This window comes from Streptomyces sp. NPDC055400, assembly GCF_053644375.1.
The window spans coordinates 224,551-247,024 of the sequence record NZ_JBSHLM010000009.1 but is presented as its reverse complement, the minus strand read 5'-3'; the positions used below and the strand labels follow the sequence as shown (position 1 = coordinate 247,024).

Annotated in this window: 16 protein-coding genes, 1 pseudogene and 1 riboswitch; of the genes and pseudogenes, 6 read left to right on the top strand and 11 right to left on the bottom strand. The window is 70.1% G+C overall.

The genetic code is table 11. From position 1 onward, the window contains the following. Positions 1-11: 11 nt before the first annotated feature. From ACWIGU_RS24585 to ACWIGU_RS24560, 6 genes are all read right to left on the bottom strand, one after another. Positions 12-731, bottom strand: a complete 720-nt coding sequence (locus tag ACWIGU_RS24585; protein ID WP_454403850.1) for a glycoside hydrolase family 12 protein — start codon at positions 729-731, stop codon at positions 12-14. A gap of 52 nt (positions 732-783) precedes the next feature. Further along, positions 784-2,991, bottom strand: coding sequence for a glycosyl hydrolase family 95 catalytic domain-containing protein (locus ACWIGU_RS24580; RefSeq protein ID WP_454403849.1), 2,208 nt, complete (start codon positions 2,989-2,991; stop codon positions 784-786). Then, complete coding sequence (locus tag ACWIGU_RS24575; RefSeq protein ID WP_454403848.1) at positions 2,981-4,978, bottom strand: beta-galactosidase; 1,998 nt, start codon at positions 4,976-4,978, stop codon at positions 2,981-2,983. The genes ACWIGU_RS24580 and ACWIGU_RS24575 overlap by 11 nt, the downstream gene beginning before the upstream one ends. Before the next feature lie 298 nt (positions 4,979-5,276). Further along, positions 5,277-6,755 carry a glycoside hydrolase family 43 protein gene (locus tag ACWIGU_RS24570; RefSeq protein WP_454403847.1) on the bottom strand — a complete coding sequence of 493 codons (1,479 nt, stop codon included), beginning with the start codon at positions 6,753-6,755 and terminating at the stop codon, positions 5,277-5,279. 221 nt (positions 6,756-6,976) lie between these two features. Next, a complete protein-coding gene (locus ACWIGU_RS24565; RefSeq protein WP_454403846.1) occupies positions 6,977-7,717 on the bottom strand; it encodes a transglycosylase SLT domain-containing protein in 741 nt (246 codons plus the stop codon). A gap of 2 nt (positions 7,718-7,719) precedes the next feature. Then, positions 7,720-7,884, bottom strand: a riboswitch (cyclic di-AMP (ydaO/yuaA leader). 1,198 nt (positions 7,885-9,082) lie between these two features. Continuing rightward, complete coding sequence (locus ACWIGU_RS24560; protein ID WP_454403845.1) at positions 9,083-9,820, bottom strand: flavodoxin family protein; 738 nt, start codon at positions 9,818-9,820, stop codon at positions 9,083-9,085. Positions 9,821-10,241: 421 nt separating this feature from the next. Here ACWIGU_RS24560 and ACWIGU_RS24555 point away from each other — a divergent pair, with 421 nt between their 5' ends. Continuing rightward, entirely contained in the window at positions 10,242-10,619 is a 378-nt protein-coding gene (locus ACWIGU_RS24555) for a YybH family protein (protein ID WP_454403844.1), read from the top strand. A gap of 594 nt (positions 10,620-11,213) precedes the next feature. After that, a complete protein-coding gene (locus ACWIGU_RS24550; RefSeq protein WP_454403843.1) occupies positions 11,214-11,963 on the top strand; it encodes a hypothetical protein in 750 nt (249 codons plus the stop codon). Between the two features lie 395 nt (positions 11,964-12,358). Here ACWIGU_RS24550 and ACWIGU_RS24545 read toward each other — a convergent pair whose 3' ends face one another. Both ACWIGU_RS24545 and ACWIGU_RS24540 read right to left on the bottom strand, forming a co-directional pair. Beyond that, positions 12,359-12,934, bottom strand: coding sequence for a hypothetical protein (locus ACWIGU_RS24545; protein WP_454403842.1), 576 nt, complete (start codon positions 12,932-12,934; stop codon positions 12,359-12,361). A gap of 426 nt (positions 12,935-13,360) precedes the next feature. Next, on the bottom strand, positions 13,361-14,086 hold the full coding sequence (locus tag ACWIGU_RS24540; protein WP_454403841.1) for a TetR/AcrR family transcriptional regulator C-terminal domain-containing protein: 726 nt from the start codon (positions 14,084-14,086) through the stop codon (positions 13,361-13,363). Here ACWIGU_RS24540 and ACWIGU_RS24535 point away from each other — a divergent pair. Continuing rightward, positions 14,085-15,242: an FAD-dependent oxidoreductase gene (locus ACWIGU_RS24535; protein ID WP_454403840.1), complete on the top strand. Its 1,158-nt coding sequence runs from the start codon at positions 14,085-14,087 to the stop codon at positions 15,240-15,242. The two genes, ACWIGU_RS24540 and ACWIGU_RS24535, sit on opposite strands and share 2 nt — an antisense overlap. Before the next feature lie 403 nt (positions 15,243-15,645). Here ACWIGU_RS24535 and ACWIGU_RS24530 read toward each other — a convergent pair whose 3' ends face one another. Next, positions 15,646-16,467: a maleylpyruvate isomerase family mycothiol-dependent enzyme gene (locus ACWIGU_RS24530; protein ID WP_454403839.1), complete on the bottom strand. Its 822-nt coding sequence runs from the start codon at positions 16,465-16,467 to the stop codon at positions 15,646-15,648. 160 nt (positions 16,468-16,627) lie between these two features. On the opposite strand from ACWIGU_RS24530, the gene ACWIGU_RS24525 reads away from it, so the two are divergent. Next, positions 16,628-17,272, top strand: a complete 645-nt coding sequence (locus ACWIGU_RS24525; protein ID WP_454403838.1) for a WYL domain-containing protein — start codon at positions 16,628-16,630, stop codon at positions 17,270-17,272. Positions 17,273-17,680: 408 nt separating this feature from the next. Next, positions 17,681-20,452 (top strand): SpoIIE family protein phosphatase, encoded by a 2,772-nt coding sequence (locus tag ACWIGU_RS24520; protein WP_454403837.1) that lies wholly within the window; start codon positions 17,681-17,683, stop codon positions 20,450-20,452. Positions 20,453-20,580: 128 nt separating this feature from the next. On the opposite strand, the gene ACWIGU_RS24515 is transcribed toward ACWIGU_RS24520, so the two are convergent. Next, positions 20,581-20,943: a hypothetical protein gene (locus ACWIGU_RS24515; protein WP_454404018.1), complete on the bottom strand. Its 363-nt coding sequence runs from the start codon at positions 20,941-20,943 to the stop codon at positions 20,581-20,583. Positions 20,944-21,306: 363 nt separating this feature from the next. On the opposite strand from ACWIGU_RS24515, the gene ACWIGU_RS24510 reads away from it, so the two are divergent. Further along, positions 21,307-22,317 carry a hypothetical protein gene (locus ACWIGU_RS24510; RefSeq protein WP_454403836.1) on the top strand — a complete coding sequence of 337 codons (1,011 nt, stop codon included), beginning with the start codon at positions 21,307-21,309 and terminating at the stop codon, positions 22,315-22,317. A gap of 32 nt (positions 22,318-22,349) precedes the next feature. On the opposite strand, the pseudogene ACWIGU_RS24505 reads toward ACWIGU_RS24510, so the two are convergent. Next, positions 22,350-22,463 (bottom strand): annotated as a pseudogene (locus ACWIGU_RS24505) (VOC family protein); the annotation flags it as partial. Between the last annotated feature and the right edge of the window lie 11 nt (positions 22,464-22,474).

The following is a 22,474-nucleotide window of genomic DNA, read 5'->3' as shown; positions in this document are numbered from 1 at the left end:
TGCGCGCGGGATCAGCTGCTGGAGACCTTGAAGCTGTTGGTGGTGAAGTCCAGACCGCCGGCGGACGACGTGATCTCGTAGCCGAACTGCACGTCACCGATGGTCTCGTCGCCCCACCAGCCCTTGGTGTCCTTGATCCACTTGAGGATCGGCAGGATGTTCACCGTGCCGGACGTCGAGTCCGAGGTGCGAAGGAACGAGTAGACCTCGTTGGCCCCGTTGTTGCCCTTGTAGACGGTCCAGGTGTGCCCGCCCAGGGTGACGTTGCCCTGCGAGGTGCCGAGCGGTCCGACGGCACCGTTGTAGTTGACCCAGAGCATGACCTCGTGGTCGTGGTCGCTGTCCCAGATGTCGTACGACGTGTTGTACGCGCCCGACGACGGCACCGTCACGTTGTAGCTGCTGGTGAGGGAGGACAGCGAACTGATCGACTTGTTCACGACCTTCTTCGCGTTCGGGTAGGACTTGATGCCGCCCGTGTTCGGGTGGTCCGCCCAAACGCCCCAGTTCGACGAGGAGTTGACCCAGATCGTCTGTGCGCCCGCGCCCGAGCCCCAGATGTTGTTGTAGAGGGTGTAGCCGTCCGAGGTGGTGTAGTTGCCCCACTGATCGGAGGAGGACCAGATGGCCGCCTGTGCGGGGGAGGTGGCGAGGGCGAGCAGTGCGCCGCCCGTGAGGACGGAGCCGAGGAGCGTGCGGCGGCGCAGGGAGCGTCTTGCGGTGGGTGCCATGGTGTCCCTTCCATGGTCGGAGGGGCCCGGTGGGCCCCGGTGGTGGGGGGAACTAGCGCGTCCTCATGCTGAGTTCGCGGTCCTCGCCGGCGGTCAGGCGCAGCAGCCCGTCACCGCCGGCCGGGGTCTTGAGATCGATGTGCGCGTCGTGCTCCGGGCGGACGACGGCCGTGCAGCCGCCGTCCGCCCACGTCAGGTCGACGCGGGCGCCGAACCGGGTGCGCAGGCCGCGCACGGCGCCGCGCCGCCAGGCCGGCGGCAGCGCGGGGAACAGCACAAGGCGGTCGGGGGTGGACTGCACGAGCGCCTCGGTGAGCAGCGCCGGCAAGGTGTGCGCGGCGTCGGCGTTGTAGACGTCGCGGTCCGGGTAGTGCGAGCTCATCAGGGAGTGGTGGAAGTAGTCGCCGGTCAGGACCTGGCGCAGCGCCGAGGCCACCCGGAGAGGGTCGCGCAGCCGGGCCGCGATGAGGGCATGGTGCAGATGGCCGTGTGCCGAGTGGTTCTCGGCGCCGCGCAGTTCGAGCGCGCGGTGCGCCGCCTTCGCCAGCTCCGGGGTGTCGTAGGGGGTGATGTCGTGGTGCGGCCAGACCGGGTAGAGGTGGCTGAGGTGCCGGTGATCGTAGGCGTCATCCAGGCCGGGCCAGACCCATTCGGCGAGCGCGCCGTCGGAGTTGACCCGGTAGGCGGGCAGCCGGTCCGCGAGCGCGTTCCAGCGGTCGCCGTCCGGCCCCGGTTGCCAGGCGGCGGCGGTGCGCAGGGCGTGCCGGGCCGCCGCGATGTCCATGGTGGCGTTGAGCGTGCCCCAGCTCGCGTTCGCGGGCCGGTTCTCCGGCGAGTAGGACGGTACGACCACGAGGCGGCCGTCCGGCCCTGTGCGGGTGAGGAAGTCCTCGTAGAACAAGGCGAGTTCGGTGAGGGCGGCAGCCAGCCACGCGGGCCGCACCCCGGTCGTCTCGGCCTGCTCGACGAGCGGGGTGAGCAGCCAGTCGGCGCCCGCCGTCCACAGGTGCATCGGCCACTCCCGCTGGAAGTGGTACGTGTGTCCCGACTCGCCGTCGGTGTGTGCGGGGGCGACGATGCCCCGCGCCCCGAAGATCTCCCGCGCGTTGTCCCGCCAGTCCGCCAACTGCCCCTGAATCAGGGCCCCTTGCGCATCGGACACCTCGGGCAGGTCGCAGGCCGCCGCGGACGCCGTCTGGAGATTGAGGTTGGCGTCCGTGGTGAACGCCCCCGACCAGGCCGTGCCCCACTCGCCGGTCCACAGCCCGGTGAGCCGCGGCGGCAGCGCGCCGGACGCGCTCAGCAGGTGGTAGCGGCCCGCCGCGAACAGCCGCTCAAGCAGGGCCGGGCTGTCGGTCCGTTCGAGCAACTCCGAGCCGGGCAGGCCGCGTTCGGAGCGTGGCGCGTCGAGGGTGAACGTGACCCGTTCATAAGCGGCGCGGTGCAGGGCCTCGTGCCGGGCGAGCAGGGTCTCGTAGGTCTCCTCCAGGTCCGGGCCCGCCAGTGAGGCGAGCGCCCCCGCCTCGGCGCCCGCGTCCAGCTCCCCGGGATGCCGCCGCACCCGAGTGAGCAGCAGCAGCCCGTTCGCGCCCTCGACGCGTAGCCCCGCGGTGCCCACCGAGCGCCGCCCGCCCTGCACCAGCGCGACCGTCACCCCGGTGTACGCCAGATCGCTGTCCGGGTAGCGGCAGCGCAGTGTCAACTGCGCGCCCTGGGGTGTCAGGACGACGCTGCGGCCGACCCCGAGCCTGCCCGGCACACCGGAGAGGCGGGGGTCCAGGGACACATCGCCGTCGAGCCCGGGCCCGGTGACGTACTGCACGACGACGTCGTCGGCCCGCGACACGAACACCCGCCCGCGCCAGCCGCTGCACTGTGCCTCGGCCACCCCCGTCGCGAAGGCGACCGCGCGCCGGTAGCCGCGCCACACCACGCTGTCCCGTACGAACCGCACCTGGAACGCCGGATGGAACGCCTGCACCCAGCGCAACGCACGGCCGTCCGTGAACTGCTCGGCCGCCGTGACGTCGCCGGCCAGCAAACTGTCCTGGATGTGCGGGAGATGGGCGGCGATCGCTGGTGGCCTTGGGCGAGGTCCGCCGTCAGGGCGGACCAGCGTGTGATGGGTGACGACCACCCGGTCGTCGTGCGGGTCACCGAACACAAGAGCGCCGTGGGTGCCGTTGCCGCTGAGGAAGGCGTCCTCCCAGCGCGTGGCCGGCGCCGGTTCCCAGGTGCCGTGCGGATGGTCAGCCGGCACTGTGCCCCCGCGTCGTCGTCCCCAGAGCGAGGACCGCGACACCGAACCGCCCGAGAGTCACCGCGTCGCAGTGCTCGGCTCCCGTCAGCAGGTCCCGAAACGTCGTGTCGTCCGGCAAGGCGACGGTCACGTCGTCCCGTCCATGGTGCAGCAGGAACAGCAGCTCGCCGCGGCGTACGGCCTCCACACCTGCGGGGAGGCCGGACAGCGGAGGCCGTACGCCCGCCTCGGCCGCCACGTCCGCGACCAGCGAGCGCAGCGCCGGGGGTTCGGGGAGCGTCGAGAGGTACAGGGCACGGTCGCGTCGCAGCACGGCCGGCAGCCCGTCGAGGTCGCCGCCGCGGTACACGGCACTGACCTCCGTGCCGGGTTCGGCCGTCAGCTCCTCCGACCACAGGGTGCCGGTGAACTGCCCGCAGTCCACGCTCTCGTCGGGGTCCAGCGGCCACCACTCGTGCACCGTACGGATCCCGAACAGCGCGCGCAGCCGCGCGTCCATGCCGCCGGGCCGCACCCGGTCGTCCGCGTCGGCGACCCCGGTGAAGAACCCGGACACGAGCGTGCCGCCGCCGCGCACATACGCCAGGAGATTCTCGATCGCCGCGTCCGTGAGCAGGTACAGGTGCGGCACGACCACCAACTTGTAGGAGGACAGGTCGTGCTCGGGGTGCGCGAAGTCGGTGGCGAGATGTGCCTCCCACAGGGCACGGTGCCAGGCCCGCACGACCTCCTCGTACGCGACGTGTGCCGACGGCCTGCCGTCCTGGCGGTCGGCCCACCAGGAGTGCCAGTCGTGCAGCACGGCGACATCGGCGGCGATACGAGTACCCGCGACCTGCGATCCCAGCTCCGCCAGTTCCGCGCCGATCTGCTTCACCTCGGCGAACGCGCGGCCCTCCTCGCCCGCGTGGCCGACCATCCCCGAGTGGAACTTCTCGGCGCCCTGCCGGGACTGCCGCCACTGGAAGTAGCAGACGGCGTCGGCGCCGCGCGCCACCGTCTGCAGCGACCAGAGCCGGTTCAGGCCGCGCGGCTTGGGGTGGTTCACGCCGCGCCAGTTGACCGGCCCCGCCGCCTGCTCCATCACCATCCAGGGGCCGCGTGCCTGGCTGCGCGTCATATCGGCGATCATCGCGTTGTACTGACCGCCCAGCGGGTCCCGCGGGTCCGGGTACACGTCGACCGACACCACGTCCTCCCGCTCCGCCCACGCCCACGCGTCCTGGCCGATCCAGAACGGCATGAAGTTGGTGGTGACCGGGACGCGGGCGGGGGAGTGCCGTCGCACGATGTCCCGCTCGGCCGTGTAGCACTCCAGCAGCGCGTCCGAGGTGAAGCGGCGGAAGTCGAGGACCTGCGCCGGATTGTGCAGGTACTGGGCGCGGCGCGGCGGGATCGCGTCCGCCCACGTCCCCACGTGCTGGCTCCAAAAGGCCGTGCCCCAGGCCTCGTTGAGGGCGTCCAGCGTGCCGTACTTCGCGCGCAGCCAGTCGCGGAAGGCGTGCGCCGCCTCGTCGCCGTAGTCGAAGGTGCAGTACTCGTTGTTGATGTGCCACATCCGCAGGGCGGGGTGGTGTCCGTAGCGGATCGCGAGGTCCTCGGTGATCGCGGCGGCATGGCGGCGGTACGTGCTGGAGGAGTGCGCGAACTGCTGGCGTGAGCCCCACCACACGGTCTGCCCGTTCTCGTCGCGCGGCAGGGTCTTTGGGTGCAGCCGCCCCAGCCACGGCGGCGGTGACGCGGTCGGCGTCGCCAGGACGACACCGATGCCGTGCGAGTGCATCAGGTCCATCAGCCGGTCCAGCCAGCCGAACTCCCGTGCCCCCGGCGTCGGTTCGAGCTTTGCCCAGGAGAAGACGCCGAGTGTCACCGAGGTGACGCATGCCTCCTTCATCAGCCGGACATCGTCGGCCCACACCTCCTCGGGCCACTGCTCGGGGTTGTAGTCGCCGCCGTACAGCAGGCGGCCTTCATGTGCGATGGTCACCCCTTCACCGCCCCCGTGAGCATGCCCTTCGGCAGCAGATCGCCACCGCGTTCAAGGACGAACCGCGCACGCTGCGCGGTCGCGGCGCAGCCGGACCCGCCAGGGGACCTTGCCGGCCGCGCGCTAGCAGGAGCGGGGCGGGTGGCCGCCACGGCCCCGGTCAGGGAGGTGCCGGCGATGGCGAGTAAGGCCGGGAAGAGGCCCGCCACCCGTCCGGCGCGGCGTCTGCGGCTCCGTGCTTGTCTCATACGGGTCCCTTTCAGCGGCTGAGGTCGGTGGTCCCGGTCAGCGGTCGGGTTCAGATGGAGAGCTGCTCGTAGCGGAACCAGTCGAAGTGGACGGTGCCGGTCGCGGCGTACATGCCGATGACGCGGCCGGTGAACCCGCCGGCCACCTCGGTCGACAGATAGCGGCCGTCGAGGGCCGCGAGTGCGGTGAACGTGCCGTCCGGCTCCTCGACGCCGAAGGCGAGCGTGTCCGGGCCGGTGCGCGCGTCGCGCGGGCTGTCCGTGGGGGTCACGTCGACGCCGAGCACGAGCGGTCCGTCGGACGTCGCCCGGGGCGCGGAGGCCACCACGGTACGCAGTGGTCCGACACGGGCGATCACCCGTACTTCGGCGGCGTCGGCCTCGATCTCGTAGTGGTGCCCCTCGTCGAGCCGGACCGCAAGGCCGCCGGTGCCGTCCGCGGGGTCGAGGTGGGCGCGGACGCGGCAGGAGAGGTGCTGCTGCCGGTGACCCACGAAGGTGAGGTCGGTGGCGTCGGGGCCGCCCCCGAGGGCATGGAGCGTCAGCCGGCCCGGCCGTTCCTTCGTGGTGCAGTGCCGCGGGGAGCGGTGGCGGAGCGAGATCCAGGAGGGCCGCAGATCGGCGTCGTCGAAGTCGTCCGTGAAGGGTTCGGCCCAGGCGGGCGCGGGTCCGGCCGTCGCCGGCGGGCCGACGACCGGCCAGCCGTCCTCCCAGGTGACCGGCGCGAGGAAGGTCTCGCGGCCGAGCACGTGCCAGCCGGGGGTGCCGCCGCGCGGCCGCACCCCGAGGAACACCATCCACCACGTGCCGTCGGGCGCTTGCACCAGATCGGCGTGCCCGGTGTTCTGGACGGGTTCGTCGGTGCTGCGGTGGGTCAGGACCGGATTGGCCGGGCAGGGTTCGAAGGGGCCGGTGGGCGCGGGGCCGCGGGCCACGGAGACGGCATGCCCGCGCTCGGTGCCGCCCTCGGCGATCAGCAGGTACCAGTAGTCGCCCACGTGGTACAGGTGCGGCGCCTCCGGGGCCTTGGCGCCCGGCGTGCCGGACCACAGAGGGCGCGGCTCGCCGAACGTCTCGCCGGTGTACGGGTCGATGCGGACCTGGGAGATCCCGGCGACCGTGACCCAGCACGCGCCGTCCTCGTCCCAGGCGAGATCCGGGTCGATGCCGGGGACGCCGGGCAGCGGGACCGGGTCCGACCAGGGGCCCGCCGGGTCGGTCGCGGAGACGAGCAGATTGCCGCCGCCCAGGCTCACATTGGTGACGACCAGCCAGAAGCGGCCGTCGTGGTGGCGCAGCGTCGGCGCGTAGATCCCGGCGGAGGAGGGTGTGTCCCAGGGCAGCCGCAACTGGCCGGGCCGGTCGAGGACGTTGCCGATCTGCCGCCAGCGCACCAGGTCGCGACTGTGGAAGAGCGGAACCCCGGGGACGTACTCGAAGCTCGAGCACGCGAGGTAGTAGTCGTCGCCGACGCGGCAGACGCTGGGGTCCGGGTGGAACCCGGGGATGACCGGGTGTGGGTCTGCCATGCTGTCTCTCTCCATCGTGTCGAAGCGCTTCGATTCGCGGGGAGGATATGCACGGGGGTGTTGGCGCGCAAGGGGTTGGACAGGACGTAAAACGGCCCTGAAGTCCCGTCATGCTTACGGGACTTCAGGGCCACGGCATCATCGATGTGCTTCATCTGGCAGACGTCGGGCTTCCGTTCGGACGGAGTGGACCGCGGCGTCCTCCGAGCTGGAGCCGACTGTCAGTACGCGCCGTTCACGTTGTCGATCGAGCCGTACTTGTCGGCCGCGTAGTTGCAGGCGGCGGTGATGTTGGCGACCGGGTCGTAGCTGTTCATCGACGTGCCGGGCACGTGGTACGCGGTGAACGTGGGGTCGATGACCTGCAGGAGCCCCTTGGACGGGGTTCCAGCGACAGCGTTGGAGTCCCAATTGTTGATGGCCAGCGGGTTGCCGGAGGACTCGCGCATGATGTTGCGGTGGATGCCCTCGTAGGAGCCGGGAATGTTGTGCTTGGCCATGATGTCGAGCGACTCCTTGATCCAGCCGTCGAGGTCGTTGGTGTACGACTTCTTGGCCGGGGCAGCGGCGAGCGTGGTCCGCTGCTCGGAGCGGTCGGCCCGCTCGGCGGACGCCCTGGTGGCTGCGGGCTCGGCCGGGCTCTTCTTGCCGAGCGTGAGCTTGACACCGGGGTGGATCAGAGCCGGGTCGTCACCGATCGTGGCCCGGTTGTCCTGGTACAGCTTCTTCCAGCCGCCGCTCAGAGAGTGCTCTCGAGCGATCTTGACGAGGGAGTCGCCCGCGGTGACGACGTACGTCGTGGGGGCCGCGGCGCTCTTTGCGGCCGGGGCGGCCTGCGCCGCGCCGGCGCTGGTCGCGCCGAGCACCGGAAGAACGAGCACAGCCGCGCCCGTGCCTGCGGCGGCTATGCCCCGGGTGAGCGAGATGGACTTGGTGCGGCGGTGCTTTCCCTTTGAGGGCATGACGAGTTCCTCTCCGTCGCCTGCGAGGTGAGCTGTCGGGTTCGGACGGGAGATGTCCGGTCGCACGGCGAATGCGACTTCACCCCGAGCCGTTCCGGAAACCGGATCGGCGGCTTACCTGGGTCCCCCGCTCCTGCCGTGCGTAACCGAGTGGGTGGGAGGGAATCCGGATAGCGGCAGGATTCGGCGTTCCATCCGGATTGACGGTGACATTAGGCGAGAAAGAGCGCACAGAACAAGGCCAGAATTCCGAGAACGGAATGTGAGAGCCCTGTCTCGGCCGACCGGAACCTGCCGCTCTCTTTGATCAAAAAGCCCAACCTTCTTTGTGCAGAAGGGAAGTGGGCTCAGCAGGGCTCGGGGCGCGCGTCCGTCCGTGTGACACGGTTCACTGAATGGGACGCGGGCTGGAATGCCGCTCGATTGCGTGTCAGAGTGCCATATTTCGCGTGAATGACGAGCGATATGTGTGTAGCGTCGCGTACGCGGCTAATGATGCGAAAATATGCTTCTTTTCTCAAAAGCGGACATAATGTCGTGTCCTGTTTGTTACGATATGGGATGTATTGCCATCAATGCTGGCTCGGTCGCGCGGACCGATGGACGCCCCCGCCGCACGGTTCATGGGTGGATGTCGATAGGGATGGAGCCTGAACGTGGCCTTGTGCGGTTCGGCTGCGGGATCGACTGACGTGCGGCCGGGCTCCCTTCATCATCGGAATGCACTTCCCGCCGGCCTGATGGGCTCGCGGGATGCCCGGGGTCGGGACAGGTGAGGGCTCCTATGCCGCACCCGGGATCCTCTGCGACTGCGGTTTTCCGGGCAGGTATCTCTCTGCGTGGGAGGCCTGGTCGATCCCAGGACTCAGTGGTCGACGCAGCGAGAAATGGGAACTTCGCACGCCCCCGCGCCGGGTCGGACTCGAACCGAAGATCGGCCGCGAAGGAGCGCAGGAATAGGGGCAGTTGCTCGGTCGCATGGAACATGACGGCAACGTCGGAGTTGCGGCGCCGGCGCAGACTGAGGAGGAACTCGGCTGGGCGCGCGACTAAAGGCTGTTGAGCAGGGCGCAGTGCGCACTTTCACCATTGATTCGCCAGTCACACGGGCTATTTCAGCCCTTCATCCGAGCGAAGGCGTGCTGGACGCGAGCTCGAACGCGGTCATGGGAGCGGCGCTTTCCTGTTTTCCCGGCAGGAAGCGCCGCGTTGTGGTGAGCCGTGGGACGGGCCGCTTCCTGGGGTCCGAGTGTGCGGTGGGCAGACGGGACGAGGGCGGCTGGTGCCGGGGTGTGCGGGCGTTCATGGCGGGCACGGCATCTGACCGACGCCGGGGCGAGATGGTCCGTCTCCCTGCGGGTGCCGCTACCGGTGTTCCGGGTTTTCGTAGTCGTGGCGGCAGCCGGCGTCCCAGGCGGCGCGCTGGTTGCCGTAAGCGGGGATGCCACCGAGATCTTTCAATGCCCGGGCCAGGTGCAGCAGGTTCCAGGTCATGAACGTGGTGTTGCGGTTGGTGAAGTCGTTTTCGGGGCCGCCGGAGCCCGGGTCTAGGTAGGACGGGCCGGGGCCGGCCTCACCGATCCATCCGGCGTCGGCCTGGGGAGGGATGGTGTAACCCAGGTGTTGCAGGCTGTAGAGGACATTCATCGCGCAGTGTTTGACGCCGTCTTCATTGCCAGTGATCAGGCAGCCTCCGACACGGCCGTAATAGGCGTACTGTCCTGCATCGTTGAGGAGACTGGAACAGGCGTAGAGGCGTTCGATCACCTGCTTCGTCACGGAGCTGTTGTCGCCCAGCCAGATCGGTCCGGCCAGCACGAGGATGTCGGCGGCCATGACCTGACGGTAGAGGTCCGGCCAGGCGTCGGTCTCCCAGCCGTGCTCCGTCATGTCGGGCCACACGCCCGTGGCGATGTCGTGGTCGACGGCCCGGACGACGTCGACGTGGACTCCCTGGGCTTCCATGATTGCGGTGCTGCGGTCGATCAGGCCCTGGGTGTTACTCGTCTCCGGTGAGCGTTTGAGGGTGCAGTTGATCACCAGCGCCCGCAGGTCGTCGTACCGGGCCGGAGGTGTGTCGGTGGCGGGTGACGAAGCGGTCATACGGTCCTCCCAGAGCCCTGTCGCCACGGGGCGTGCGGTGACATGTCCACTTTGCCCGGCGTGGGGCAGGCCGACGGCAGCCGCCACAGCAGAGGCCTCCGAATGGCCCTGGTGGTCTGCGCATGCGGTCGGCCCGAGCAGGCGCTGTGCGGCCTGCTGCTCCCGGTCCCGCTGGTGACCGCGACGGCGGTTCTGGCACTGGGCCCCGCCGGCCCGCCCCCCGGCAGACGGGGAGCGATGGCCCTCGCGGCTGCCTTGTCGCGGCGACGGGGACGGTGATGGGGAGCGGACGGCGTCCGGTGCAGCCGTGGTCGTGGCGGCTGTGGTCGTGGCGTTGCTCGTACTGCGGGGCGCTGGGGTCTGGTGATCGTTGGGCGGCCTTCGCCGGGACCGGTTCTGAGGGGAAGGGCATCATGCGCCCATGGATCATGGGTCAGCGCGGGCGTTCGTCGATTCCTGGGTGACGGCGTGGAACGCGCACGACTTGGACGCTCTGCTGTCGCACTTCGCTGACGACGTGACGTTCCGGTCGCCGGTGGCCGCTCAACTGCTCGGCAATGACGGGGTCATTCGCGGCAAGGACGCGCTGCGCGCCTACTGGGCGGAGGGCCTGCGGCGCATCCCGGACCTGCAGTTCGAGGTGGTCGGATCTTACGTCGGCGTGGACTGCCTGGTCATCAACTACCGTAACCAGAAGGGCGGACTGGTCAACGAGGTGCTGATCTTCGAGGGCCCGCTCGTCGCCGAGGGATACGGAACCTACCTGGGCGAGGACGCCAACCCCGCTGGGGCACGCTGAGCTTGCCACATCGAGCGGAGGTGCCGGCCGGGCGGGTGAGGCCGGTCGCCCTGGCCGGGGCGGGCAGGACGTCGGCGCCGCGCGGACATCCGCGCCGCACGCGCGTCTGCCCGCCGCTCGCGGCGGGAGGGGCGCGCGCTCCCCGGGCTCCCGCCCGAGAGCAAGAAGGCGAGGGACTTTTCTACTCCCTGAGCCGCCGGTGCCGATCGACTTCAACTCCCGGCTGATCGACGTGCGGGGCCCAACTGCCCGGTGGTGGACTGACTGCCACCTCGATGATTGATTCTGCTTGGAGTCGCACGCTTGCGAGCATGTATTGACACCCCTTGGGCGGGGCGCCATAGTCTTCCGCAGGCAATTGGGCTGCAAGTTCTGTCGGACGAAGAACGTGCCCACTGGTGATGCGGCTGTCGCTGCAGTGCCCCTTCGGGGGCAAGCGGCAGCACGCGCGACTGGATCGACCTTGTCAGGTGCACGCCGATTCATGGTCGGTGGTGGCCTTCTGCTCGTCACCCCTCCAGCACTCATGCGAGAAGGCGGTGCCCAGACGTGCACGGCCCCGCTCACCTTCAACACCCCCTTGAGGAGCATCAGATGAAACGAGCGTCGACACGCATTGCGGTAGCAGCCATCGCCGCACTCGTCCCGTTCATCGCGGCACCTGGCGCACAGGCGCAGACCTTCGGCGGGAACGAACTACTGTCGTGGACGGTGAGCGGGGCTCCCAGTGAGGGACTGACGTCCCTCAACTTCCCGATCACCGTGAACACCGGCACCGCCCATGTATCCGGGACCTACTTCGCGATGCAGTACGGGTTCACCGGACAGAGCGACATCGGGTACGCAGGACTGCAGCCTCGGCCGGATGCGAACGGGCACCAGCGCCTGCGCGGGGTGTTCTCCTCCTTCATCAGCGGCACGACAAGTACCCACGCCAACTGTTCGGACGGGGCCGACGGCGGCGCCGGCGTCAGCTGCGGAGTGGACTTCGACGCCGTGTACGGACACACCTTCCGCGTCGAGATCGCCCAGGTCGGCACGGATACCTGGTCGGGCACCGTCGTCGACACCAACAATGGACAGCGGATCCCCGTCGGCACCTACAAGTTGCCCGCCGGCTCCGGCAACCTGAAGGCCTCCCAGGCGGGTTTCATCGAGTACTACAACGTGCCCAGCTGTGACCAGCAGCCGCGGTACGACGTCACGTTCGGCGGACCGTCCTCCGGATCGCTGTCCGGTTCAACCAAGTGGGTCAAGGAATACGGAGAGTGCGCCGGCTACGGCAGCACCCAAGTGGCCACGGTCGGCGCAGGTGTGCACGTGACCCGCGGAAGCGCGGGTTAGCCCGCGAGGGGCGGCCTCCCTGAGCCCGCCCCTCGATCGGGACCCGGCGCAGTCCGGTCACGCTCACCGATGGACCCGCCGGCGCTCGTCGGCGAGCCGGGCCCAGGTCAAGGAGGAGGCCGGGTATTTCGCGGCTGCACCAGCGGGCGCGGTGCCGACGCGCGAGCAGCTCGCGCGGCTCCGGGCCGTCGGGCAGGTGGGGCGGGGGAGGGGGCGGTGAGGGCGATCCAGCGCCCGGCCCTGGAAGCGCGGCACGGATCTCGCGGCCGGTGTTTCGCCCATGGGATCAGCGTCCCGCTCCCCGTGTCCGCAGCGGCGGTCCGACGCCGGCGGGACGAGCCATCGCCGGCCCGATTCCGACGGGCCGGCGATCCCCCGTGCTCGGGTTGGTGGTGTCACCACTCGTCGTGGTCGCCGATCACCCGGAAACTGCCCACGACCGCGTCCTCGACGAAGACGCCTCCGAGGCCGCTCCCGTGGTCTGTCCGGGGAGCGACACCATAAGTCCTGCCGTAGGGGCCGACCGTGGCCACCGGTGAACCGTTGTCGCAGTTGAACCCGCGGTAGACCTCAACGGTCCTGTCGCTGTCGTTGTCGATGCTGAAGCTGGTTGAGCCCAGCCCACTGGCAGCGGGGATGCAGCCCTCCGTGCTGGCGGAGTACGTCCGTTCGTTGAAGTGGATTTTCCCCCACCGCTTGCCGCCGTGACCACGGTCCTCGTGGCCACGGCCCTCGTCCCCCCTGCCCTGAGTGCTGTCAGTACCGGCGGGAGCCTCCGCGGGGGCGGCCTGCTTGACGGGCGGGGCGGCCCGCTTTGCCGGCGGTGCGGCTTGTTTGGCCGGCAGCGCGGCTTGTTTGGCCGGCGGCGCGGCCTGGGTCGATTCGGATTGCGCGGCATAGGTGATGCCGGCGGTGGCAAGGACCGCTGCGCCTACCATGGCGGCGGACACGGCAAAGGTTCGCGTGGGCATGTCAATCCTCCCTGTCTCAGAGACGCCAGCTAAACAGCCGACATTCAACGAACGTAATAATCGGCTCATCAGCTGTCATTTCGGGACAACTCAAGGTGTGACATCAGGCTGCTGATCGAGTGGAATCGCTGCGTTTCGTGCATGTCTCGGAGTTTCTGACGTAGCGCCAGAATTCGGTTTCAGGTGAGACCGCAGTGCGGCCGGGGATGCAGCGGTACGGCCCGGCTGCGGCACATCTGACGGCAGCGGGCCACGCGGGGGCCGGGATGCCGGCCGGACCGGCCGGCCGCGTGATCTGTGGTGAGCCGTGGCCGCGTCTGCATGACCGAAGGGCTGGGGCTCGTGCTCCAGTTCGCCTTCGGCCAGGTGTGGTCACCGCGCATCGGCTCCAGTCGGCCGCCGGGTTGCCGGCCGCAGAGCGGTCGGTCACGTGCGGGGTCGGCTGGTGATGCCGTCCAGGACGGTGATCAGGTTGTGGTTGAAGGTTTCCTCGGCGTTGAGGTGGGCCCCCTCGATGACGAGCCGGGCGACGGTGGGGTACCTGCCGGTTTTCAGCATGCGTGTGAGGTAGGGGCCGAGGCTGGCCTGAAAGGCGGCTTCATCGGTGCCGGTGGAGCGGGTGGTGCGCCGCTCGGTGACCTCTCTGCGGACCGCTCCGATGATGAAGGCGTTGAGGGCGCCCAAAGCCCGCTGGAGATCGTCGATGCCGCGCACGCCGGGGGCCTGGCTCAGCGCCGCCGCGGTCGCTTCGCCCACGGCGAGCGCGTGAGGTCCCAAGTGCGGCCTTCCGCCGAGCAGGTCGGAAAACCACTCGTGATCAAGGGCGGCATCGCGGGTCGCGTGGGCGATGGCCAGTACCGTGGCGCGCCACGCGGACTGCTGGCCTACCTCCGCGATCCGGGCATAGACGACGTCGACCATCAGATCGAGGAGTTCGGACCTGTTGATCACATAGTCGTAGAGCCGCATAGGGCCGACGCCGAGTTCTTTGGCGATCTTGCGAACCGACAGGCCATCGAGGCCGTGCGCGTCGGCAAGCCGGATCGCCGCAGCGGCGATCTTCTCGCGGCTCAACGGCACCGGCGCCGCCCGGGGCTGAGGTTCGGGCCGTTCCCAAACAGGCAACGCTTCGCTACCGTACGGTGTATCCATGAGGACAGTGTACGGTAACGGGGGAGTGGGCATGCGAATTGCGATCGCTGGTGGCGGCCTTGGCGGGCTGACGCTGGCACGGATCCTGCATCAGCACGGCATCGATGCGGTCGTGTACGAGCGCGAGGAAAGCCGGTCCGCGCGGCCGCAGGGCGGCGCGCTCGACCTGCACCCGGAGTCCGGGCAACGGGCCCTGGCCGAGGCGGGTCTCGCCGGCCGGTTCCGGTCGGAGGCGCGGCCCGACGGCGAGGAACATCGCATCGTCGACCCGGCCGGACGGACCCTGGTACACCATGAGCCGCAACCTGGCTCATTCTCCGGACGTCCCGAGATTGACCGGAGCACACTGCGTGATCTTCTGCTCGATTCCCTGCCCGGCGACGCCGTTGTCTGGGGACGCCGGCTTGTCGCGGCAACCCCGCGAGCTGACGGGGGCTGGGAACTGACGTTCCATGGCGGCCACCGAACCGGCTGCGACATCCTCATCGGCGCGGACGGCGCGCGCTCGATCGTCCGGTCGCTGCTGACCGACGTCCCGTTGTCCTATGTGGCCACCCTCGTAGAGCTGAACATCGAAGACGTGAACCGGCGTCGTCCGGATCTCGCCGAGCTGGTCGGCCCCGGGAACCTGTGGTGCGTCGGCGTGAATCAGATCCTGGCAGCGCAACGCCTGGGGGACGGCAGCCTACGTGTCGGGATCTCGCTGCACGCGGAGGATCGACCCATCGACACATACCGCAGTAAGCGCGCTCTGCTGGACATGTTCGGTGGCTGGGACCCACGCCTCACCGCACTCATCGAGGCCGGCGACAGCGCGCCGACGGCGCGCTCGATCGAAACGATGCCCATCGGTACGCGCTGGTCCAGCCGGCCGGGCGTCACCCTCATCGGCGACGCCGCGCACCTCATGCCGCCGGTCGGCGAGGGCGCCAACCAGGCCATGCTCGACGCCGCCGAACTCGCCGGCCAACTCGCCGCCAACCCTGCCGACCCGGACGCGGCGATCCGTACGTACGAGGAGGTGATGTTCACCAGGATTCACCCGATCGCCGAAATGTCCGCACGGGTCCAGGCGATGATGCTGTCCCCAACCGCGGCGGAAGACATCGTCCGCTTCTTCACGGCCCGGCCCGCCGAACCGGCACCCGCAGACTGAGAACGCCTGTGCAGCCGATCGGGGCCGAAACGCGCCAGCCCTGCCTTCTGCAGACACCCGCATCTGTTCACATCGCCGCGTCGTGGAGCGGGATCGTCAGACTGCTTGTTCCCTTGCTGGGGTAGAGGAGTTGGAGCCAGTCCGGCGCGTGTGCCTCGCGACCGGGGCCGTGTGCGCTCGGGCTGCCGCATCAGCTGTCCGCAGTCGGACACGCGCGCGGGAGCCGGCTTCTCCGGGTGCTCGTACCGGTGGAACAGCAGCCTGACGGCCACCTCGAGGGCGTCGTCGCCCGGCAACACCGAGTGCACCGAGCCGAACGCCTGCCACGGCCGCTGCCCGGCGGGGATCCCCGGCGCATTGCTCCCGCGCCGCAGCCGGGGTTCGACCCCGCGGTCCATCGTGGTCAGGGTGCCTTGAAGAGAGCCGGGAAGCGCGGAGCGAGCCAGGGCTTGCGCCCCCCGACCAGGATGCGGCCCTGAGCGAGGGCGCCCCACTGGCCACGGCGCCCGAGCGCCATCAGGAGAAAGGTGACCGGCTCGATGAGGATGGTGCAGTCCGCGCGCCCCGGCAGTCGCTCGCCGACCGATACCGCGCCCCCGGCCACCCGCACGTCGAACCGGCCGCCACCCCACAGGCGGATCGCGTAGCGGACGCTCAGCCCGGCCGTGCCGGACGCGTCGGTCACCCGTGGCATCGCCGTCAGCATGAAGGGCAGCGTCAGCCGCACCCGCTGTCGGTCGATCATGTGCGCATGTCCCAGCGCGCGGGCGAGATCGTATCCGTGTCCCAGCATGTGCGTGAGCAGATACGAGCCCAGCACATCCGGCCCCATCGGACCCAGCGGACTGACCACAGTCCCTTCCGTGGCCTGCTCCTCCAGCGCCCTCAGACATGCGGCGGCCTGCTCCACGATCATCCCGGCCAGCGGCTCGGCCTGCCGCTCACCGAACGCGGCGAGGGCCTGCTCGTTGGCGGTGGCAAGACTCTGCGGTGTGCCGTCTCCGTAACTGCGCGCATGTCCCGCCGCGATGTCCGCCATCAGCTCGTTGGCCAGCGCCAGATGTGCGGCCGCCTCCCCGACGCTCCACCGCGACCCCGGCACCCGAAGCCCCATGTCGGCGCCCGCGCGCAGCAGTGTGGCTATCTCCTCGGCCGTATCTCGTATCGCCGCACCGAGCCCCTCGGGCACCGCGCTCCGCGTGTCCGGCCGCTCCGCTGGTTCCATGCCGTCCCGTCCTCATTTGCGTTCCCGCACCCGGTGTTTCGCCCGCAGACTCTCATGGATCACCCGGCGCACCGACGGCCCCGAGCCCTGTGCGGCCCTTGCCGAGTTGTGGCGGGACCGGCGTCGGGAATTGGGGGAGAGCCTCCAAGGGGACGGTTCGGTGAGCGCTGTGCTGGTACAGGCGTACTTTCTGTTCCTCGAAGGGGACATGGACGACGCGGTGATGGCCCTTGGCGCGGTCACGGGCGCGCGGTCCGGCGTGGCATGGGGCGCTGCACCCTGGTCCAGCGATGCGCGCCTTCTCGGCGCGGTGAGTGCCGAGGCGCGGGACGAGGCGTGGCTGCGGACGTTGGACACGGGCACGACCTGGACACCGACGAGAGGCGTAAGCGGTTCGCGGCCCTGGTTCGATGCCATCGAGGTGGTGTCCGCACGCAGCCCCGTCCCGGAGTCGCCGGACTCCAGGGCCCGGCAGCCCGGTCCTGCGGCCACTACGAGCTGTCCTTCGCCCTGGGCGACCGCGCCGATGCCCCAGCGGCGCGACCCCAGGCTCGACATCCGGTATACCGCCTGCGACGGACGGCGCAGCGAGCGCGTGCCGACCCAGTACGGGCTGGTCGCCCATTCCCTCTGGCGGTACGTGACGGGCACGGATCCCGCGATCGGCGAGGACCGGACGTTCCGGTTGGACCGCATCACCGACGCGCGGGCCCTGCCCGGCTCGTTCGAACCGCCCGCCGATCACGACCCGGCCCGGCGCGTCCTGTCGGGGCTCGCGACGGCTCCGTGCCGCGCCACGAGGTGACCCTGCGCGTCCAGGGAACGGCCGAGCACATCCGCTCGCGACTACCGCCGGCGTCGCGACGGTGGCAGAGCTCCCCCTCCTCGCACCGCGGAGGGGGATCCGGGACCTCGAGCCCTGGATCCGCGTTGAGCTGCACGTGGAGCGGCTCGACAGGTTGCCCGCCGTGCTCGCGCCGCTCGACCGGCCGGTCGTCATCGAACGGCCGCAAAAACCGCGGGGACCCGCCGAGTCGCTCGCCACCCGGCTGGCCGCTTCGGCCCGCCGGAGACCGCCTCGCGTGTGATCGGACTCCCGCGCCCGAGACAGGCTGTCAGAGGCCGGGTCCGTCCCCGCCGCGCATCCCGCGATTCCATGCCCTGGGAGGTGCGGCCTGTGGCCGCTCAGGATGGCCAGTGCTAAAAAGGTCACATGGCGAATCGTTTCGCCGACTTGAGAAGCCTTTCGTTCAAGTCCCTGGTCAGCAGAAGCCCGCGAAGCGTAGCCGGGCAGGTGTTCGTCCTCCAGGTGGCGCTGGTCGTGCTGCTCGTGGTCGCTGGCGTCTTCGCCCTGGTCCTCCAGTCGGACCGGGACACCAACACCGAGGCCAAGCGCCGCTCCGTCGCCGTGGCACAGACGTTCGCGCACTCTCCCGGCGTCGTGGCCGCACTGGAGAGCCCCGACCCGAGCAAGATTCTCCAGCCGCTCACGGAGGCGGCGCGCAAGGCCTCGGGCGTCGACTTCATCGTGGTCCTGGACACCAAAGGCGTCCGCTACACCCACCCCCTGCCGAACCTGATCGGAAAGCAGTTCGTGGGCACCATCGGGCCGTCGCTCGCGGGGAAGGTGTACACGGAGAGTGTGAAGGGCCCACTCGGCCGGGAGGTCCAGGCCACCGTCCCCATCGACAACGCCGACGGCAAGGTCGTGGGGCTCGTCTCAGCGGGGATGAAGGTCAAGAACGTGGCCAGTCAGGTGACCCGGCAACTGCCGATCATCCTGGGCGCCGGCGCCGGGGCGCTCGCGGTGGCCACCGCGGGCACGGCACTGGTGGGCCGACGGCTGCGACGGCAGACCCACAGCCTGGCCCCGGACGAGATGACCCGCATGTACGACCACCACGACACGGTGCTGCACTCCGTGCGCGAAGGGGTGCTGATCGTCGACGGCGGCGGGCGGCTGCTGCTGGCGAACGACGAGGCCAGACGGCTCCTGGAGCTGCCCCCTGATGCCGAGGGACAGCTCGTGTCGGAGCTGTCGAGCCTCGACCCCGAGACGGCGGCGCTGCTCGCCTCCGGGCGCGAGGTCACCGACGAGGTGCACTTCGCCGGAGAACGGCTGCTGGCGGTCAACCAGCGGCACACGGAGCCCGGCGGCGGGCCTGTGGGGACCGTGGTGACGCTGCGCGACTCCACCGAGCTGCGGGCGGTGACCGGCAGGGCGGAGACCGCGCGGGAGCGGCTCAAGCTGCTGTACGACGCGGGGCTGGGCATCGGCACCACCCTGGACGTCCTGCGCACCGCCGACGAGCTGGCGCAGGTCGCCGTCCCGCGTTTCGCCGACTTCGTCACCGTGGACCTGGCCGACGCCGTACTGCACGGTGAGGAACCGGCCCGCACCGCGACAGACATGCGGCGTACGGCCGTGTACGGCATCCGGGACGACCACCCGCTCTACGAGGCGGGCAGGCTGATCGACTTCCTGCCGTCCACCCCCCAGGCCCGCGGCTACGGGAGCGGCCACGCCGAGCTGGTGACCGACCTGTCGACCGCCACGGGCTGGCACGCGCAGGACCCGGAGCGCACCAAGAGGATCATGGACTACGGCATTCACACCCTCATCGCCGCCCCGATCCAGGCCCGCGGCGTCGTGCTGGGCATGGCCAACTTCTGGCGCTCCAAGCAGCACGAGCCCTTCGACGAGGAGGAGGTGTCGCTCGCCGAGGAACTGGTGGCCCGAGCAGCGGTCAGCATCGACAACGCCCGCCGCTACACCCGCGAGCACGCCCTCGCGGTGACCCTCCAGCGCAGCCTGCTGCCGCGAGCCCTGCCGGAACAGAGCGCCCTCGACGTCGGCTACCGCTACCTCCCCGCTCAGTCGGGCGTGGGCGGCGACTGGTTCGACGTGATTCCGCTGTCGGGCAGCCGGGTCGCGCTGGCCGTCGGCGACGTGGTCGGGCACGGCCTGCACGCCGCCGCCACCATGGGCCGGCTGCGGACCGCGGTGCACAACTTCTCCTCGCTCGATCTGCCGCCCGGCGAGTTGCTGAGCCACGTGGACGACCTCGTCGGCCGTATCGACCAGGACGAGTCGGATGCGGAGAGCGCCACGGGCATCGTGGGCGCCACCTGTCTGTATGCGATCTACGATCCGGTGACGCGCAGCTGTGTCGTGGCGCGTGCCGGGCACCTGGCGCCGGCGCTTGTTCTCCCCGACGGCACTGTCACCTTCCTGGATCTGCCGACCGGGCCGCCCCTGGGTCTGGGCGGACTGCCGTTCCAGACCGCCGAGCTGGACCTTCCGGAGGGCGCCCAGCTCGTCCTGTACACCGACGGCCTCATCGAGGACCGCAGGCGCGATCTGGACGTGGGCATGGAGCTGCTGCGTCAAGCGCTGTCGGGTCACCCCGACAGGTCACCCGAGGAGAGCTGCCAGGCAGTGCTCGACGAGCTGCTGCCCGAGCGTCCCAAGGACGACGTCGCCCTGCTGATCGCCCGCACCCGGGGGCTGCCGCGCGACCGGATCGCCGACTGGGACGTGCCGCTGGACCCGGCCGCCGTGGCGGGGATGCGCGACGCGGTGGCCCGCAAGCTCGACGAGTGGGGCCTGTCCGAGCTGGCCTTCAGCGTGGAGCTGGTCCTGAGCGAGCTGATCACCAACGCCATCCGTTACGCCTCCGAGCCGATCCACGTACGGCTGATCCGCGACCGTACGCTGATCGTCGAGGTCGCCGACGGCAGCAGCACCTCTCCGCACCTGCGGTATGCCGCGACGATGGACGAGGGCGGCCGCGGCCTGTTCCTCGTGTCGCAGATCGCCGAGCGCTGGGGCACCCGGTACACGCCCCAGGGCAAGGTGATCTGGGCCGAACAGGCTCTTCCCGAGGTCTCCGAGGAGTCCGGCCCGGCGGCGGCGTTCATGGAGGAAGAGGCGCCCGACCGGGATGGGGATCATGGCGAGGGCGCTCAGGATGGCGGGGCCTAGAGGACGGATGAAGACCTTGCAGTGGGGACCCGGCTTGAGGCCGGGCGGCCCCACTGTTCATGTGCCGGCCGGGGTGAGTGTCCAGGCGTTGTCGGTTCGGGTGAGTCCGATGTGCGCTGAGCAGGTCCTCATCTCTTGTGATCCGTCGAAACCAGCCACCGCCAGCGCGGACGTTCCGTGACGAGGCTCGCAGCAACCAGCAGCGAAACGAGTACTGCTGCCCACACGGGCCATGCCAGCCATGCGGAAATGACGGCCGCGGCAAACTGAAGCAGTACCAGCAGGATCGTGACCGAGCCGGGCACCGGGACGAGCACCTGCGCCTTGTCACCAGGGGTTGAGAAGACAGTGGGAAGGCTGATCAGAATGATCACGGCCAGGACGGCGAGCAGCCATGACTGTCCCCACAGCGCCCATGGGGTGGCGACCCAGGCGATGAGTTCCGTGGAAAAGCGCAGGGCTGACGCGATGCGGTCGTCCGGTCGTTCCACAATTCCCCCCCAAGCAGCGATGACAGCCACCGTAGGACGATGTCATGGCGCTGTGATCGATCGGTACTGATTCGGCGAGCTGGATGCCCGGACCGGCCGACGGAAGCGCTCAGCCACAACGCCCCACACGCCTGCCGGAGAACGCGGCGTACGGCACGGCTCGCGTGAGAGGTCGTTTCTCCCGTTCCTCATCCCGGAATCCGTGGGGGTGGAGCCTCACGGGGTTGTGCCAGGAGGTGGTGTTCTCGCCGGTGAGGCGGCGGCCCATGAGGTCGGTCATGGCCAGAGGCACGGAGAACCGCGCCCGGTTCGCCCCGCGTCCCTACCGGGAACGGCCCCCGGAACGTACAGAAGGCTCGCCCCATGATGCGCACCACAGAGCACCACCGCACGCCGCCGCCGGCCGGCGCGGATCCGCAACGCGGAGTCACCGCCACGGCGTTCGCCGTCCTGCGGCGGCACCGGGGGACTCTGGCGGGTGCGACGGCACGCGTCATCGGCCTGTCAGGCCTGACCGGGCTGCTGACGACGGCCGCCATCTTCGCGTTCTCCTGGCCTGTCTTCACCCGGATGCGGAACCAACGCATCTGGTACCACCACGTCGAGGACCCCTACCTGCACGACCACACCGGTCTGGCCCTGGTCGCCCTCGGCACGCTCCCGCTCTTCCTGCTCCTCCTCGGCACCGGCAGCGCGGCCCTGCAGAGTGTGTGCTCCCGGGCCGTCAAAGCGGGGACTCAAGTGCCCTCGGAGGGAGACGGGTCGCGTGCCGCGCTCGCCACGCGGCTGCGACCGGTGCTCGCCGTGTACATGCTGCGCGGCCTGGTCGTATGGCCCCTGCCGGTGCTCGCTGTCTTCGTGGCACAGAGCCTCACCGGCGGACAACTCGACACCCCGCGGCCCCTGGCACCCGGATCCTGGCCCCACACGCTCGTCGCCAACTCCCCGATGGCGGCCGCGTTCGCCGCCGTGCTGCTGCGCCTCGCCCTCGCTCTCGCTCCGGCCGCCGCGGCCGACGGCCTCGGCCCCCGCGCGGCCCTGCGCCGTTCCTGGTCGCTGACGTGGACGCGCGCCGGAGCGCCCCGCGTCCTCGCCCTCGCACTGCCGCTGGCCGCGCTCACCGCCGGGACGCTCCGGTTGGTGGTGCAGCTCGCCCTGCCACTGCGCCCCCTCGTGCGCAACGTCCTCGAACAGGCCACGGGAAACTTCTTCGCCGCCTACTACGCCGGCATCCTCGCCCCCGTCATCGTCGGCATCCTGGTCACCGCGGCACTGACCCTCCCCCTCACGTGCACAGCCTTCGCGGTCCTCCACGACCGCCTGGGTCGCCCGCGTACCCCCGGCGTGCCGGGAACGGCGGATTCCACCATCTGACGTCTCCAGCCCGCCCGGAACCGGGATGAGCCGGTGCCGCCGATCGCGAGGGTGGCGCTCGGGGTGTTGAGTGCAGCGAAGTCCTCGGTGACCCATGTCGCGGGCACCCCTGTGGCCTTCTCGTAGAACTCGACGAGGCGCGCGATGTCGCCGGGGG

What these genes read in the sequence shown, in the direction of transcription:
- ACWIGU_RS24570 (WP_454403847.1), bottom strand. Translation starts at nt 6,755, where the DNA reads ATGGCAGACCCACACCCGGTCATCCCCGGGTTCCACCCGGACCCCAGC.
- ACWIGU_RS24510 (WP_454403836.1), top strand. Translation starts at nt 21,307, where the DNA reads ATGATGCGCACCACAGAGCACCACCGCACGCCGCCGCCGGCCGGCGCG.
- ACWIGU_RS24565 (WP_454403846.1), bottom strand. Translation starts at nt 7,717, where the DNA reads ATGCCCTCAAAGGGAAAGCACCGCCGCACCAAGTCCATCTCGCTCACC.
- ACWIGU_RS24550 (WP_454403843.1), top strand. Translation starts at nt 11,214, where the DNA reads ATGAAACGAGCGTCGACACGCATTGCGGTAGCAGCCATCGCCGCACTC.
- ACWIGU_RS24545 (WP_454403842.1), bottom strand. Translation starts at nt 12,934, where the DNA reads ATGCCCACGCGAACCTTTGCCGTGTCCGCCGCCATGGTAGGCGCAGCG.
- ACWIGU_RS24555 (WP_454403844.1), top strand. Translation starts at nt 10,242, where the DNA reads ATGGATCATGGGTCAGCGCGGGCGTTCGTCGATTCCTGGGTGACGGCG.
- ACWIGU_RS24530 (WP_454403839.1), bottom strand. Translation starts at nt 16,467, where the DNA reads ATGGAACCAGCGGAGCGGCCGGACACGCGGAGCGCGGTGCCCGAGGGG.
- ACWIGU_RS24585 (WP_454403850.1), bottom strand. Translation starts at nt 731, where the DNA reads ATGGCACCCACCGCAAGACGCTCCCTGCGCCGCCGCACGCTCCTCGGC.
- ACWIGU_RS24540 (WP_454403841.1), bottom strand. Translation starts at nt 14,086, where the DNA reads ATGGATACACCGTACGGTAGCGAAGCGTTGCCTGTTTGGGAACGGCCC.
- ACWIGU_RS24520 (WP_454403837.1), top strand. Translation starts at nt 17,681, where the DNA reads ATGGCGAATCGTTTCGCCGACTTGAGAAGCCTTTCGTTCAAGTCCCTG.
- ACWIGU_RS24535 (WP_454403840.1), top strand. Translation starts at nt 14,085, where the DNA reads ATGAGGACAGTGTACGGTAACGGGGGAGTGGGCATGCGAATTGCGATC.
- ACWIGU_RS24560 (WP_454403845.1), bottom strand. Translation starts at nt 9,820, where the DNA reads ATGACCGCTTCGTCACCCGCCACCGACACACCTCCGGCCCGGTACGAC.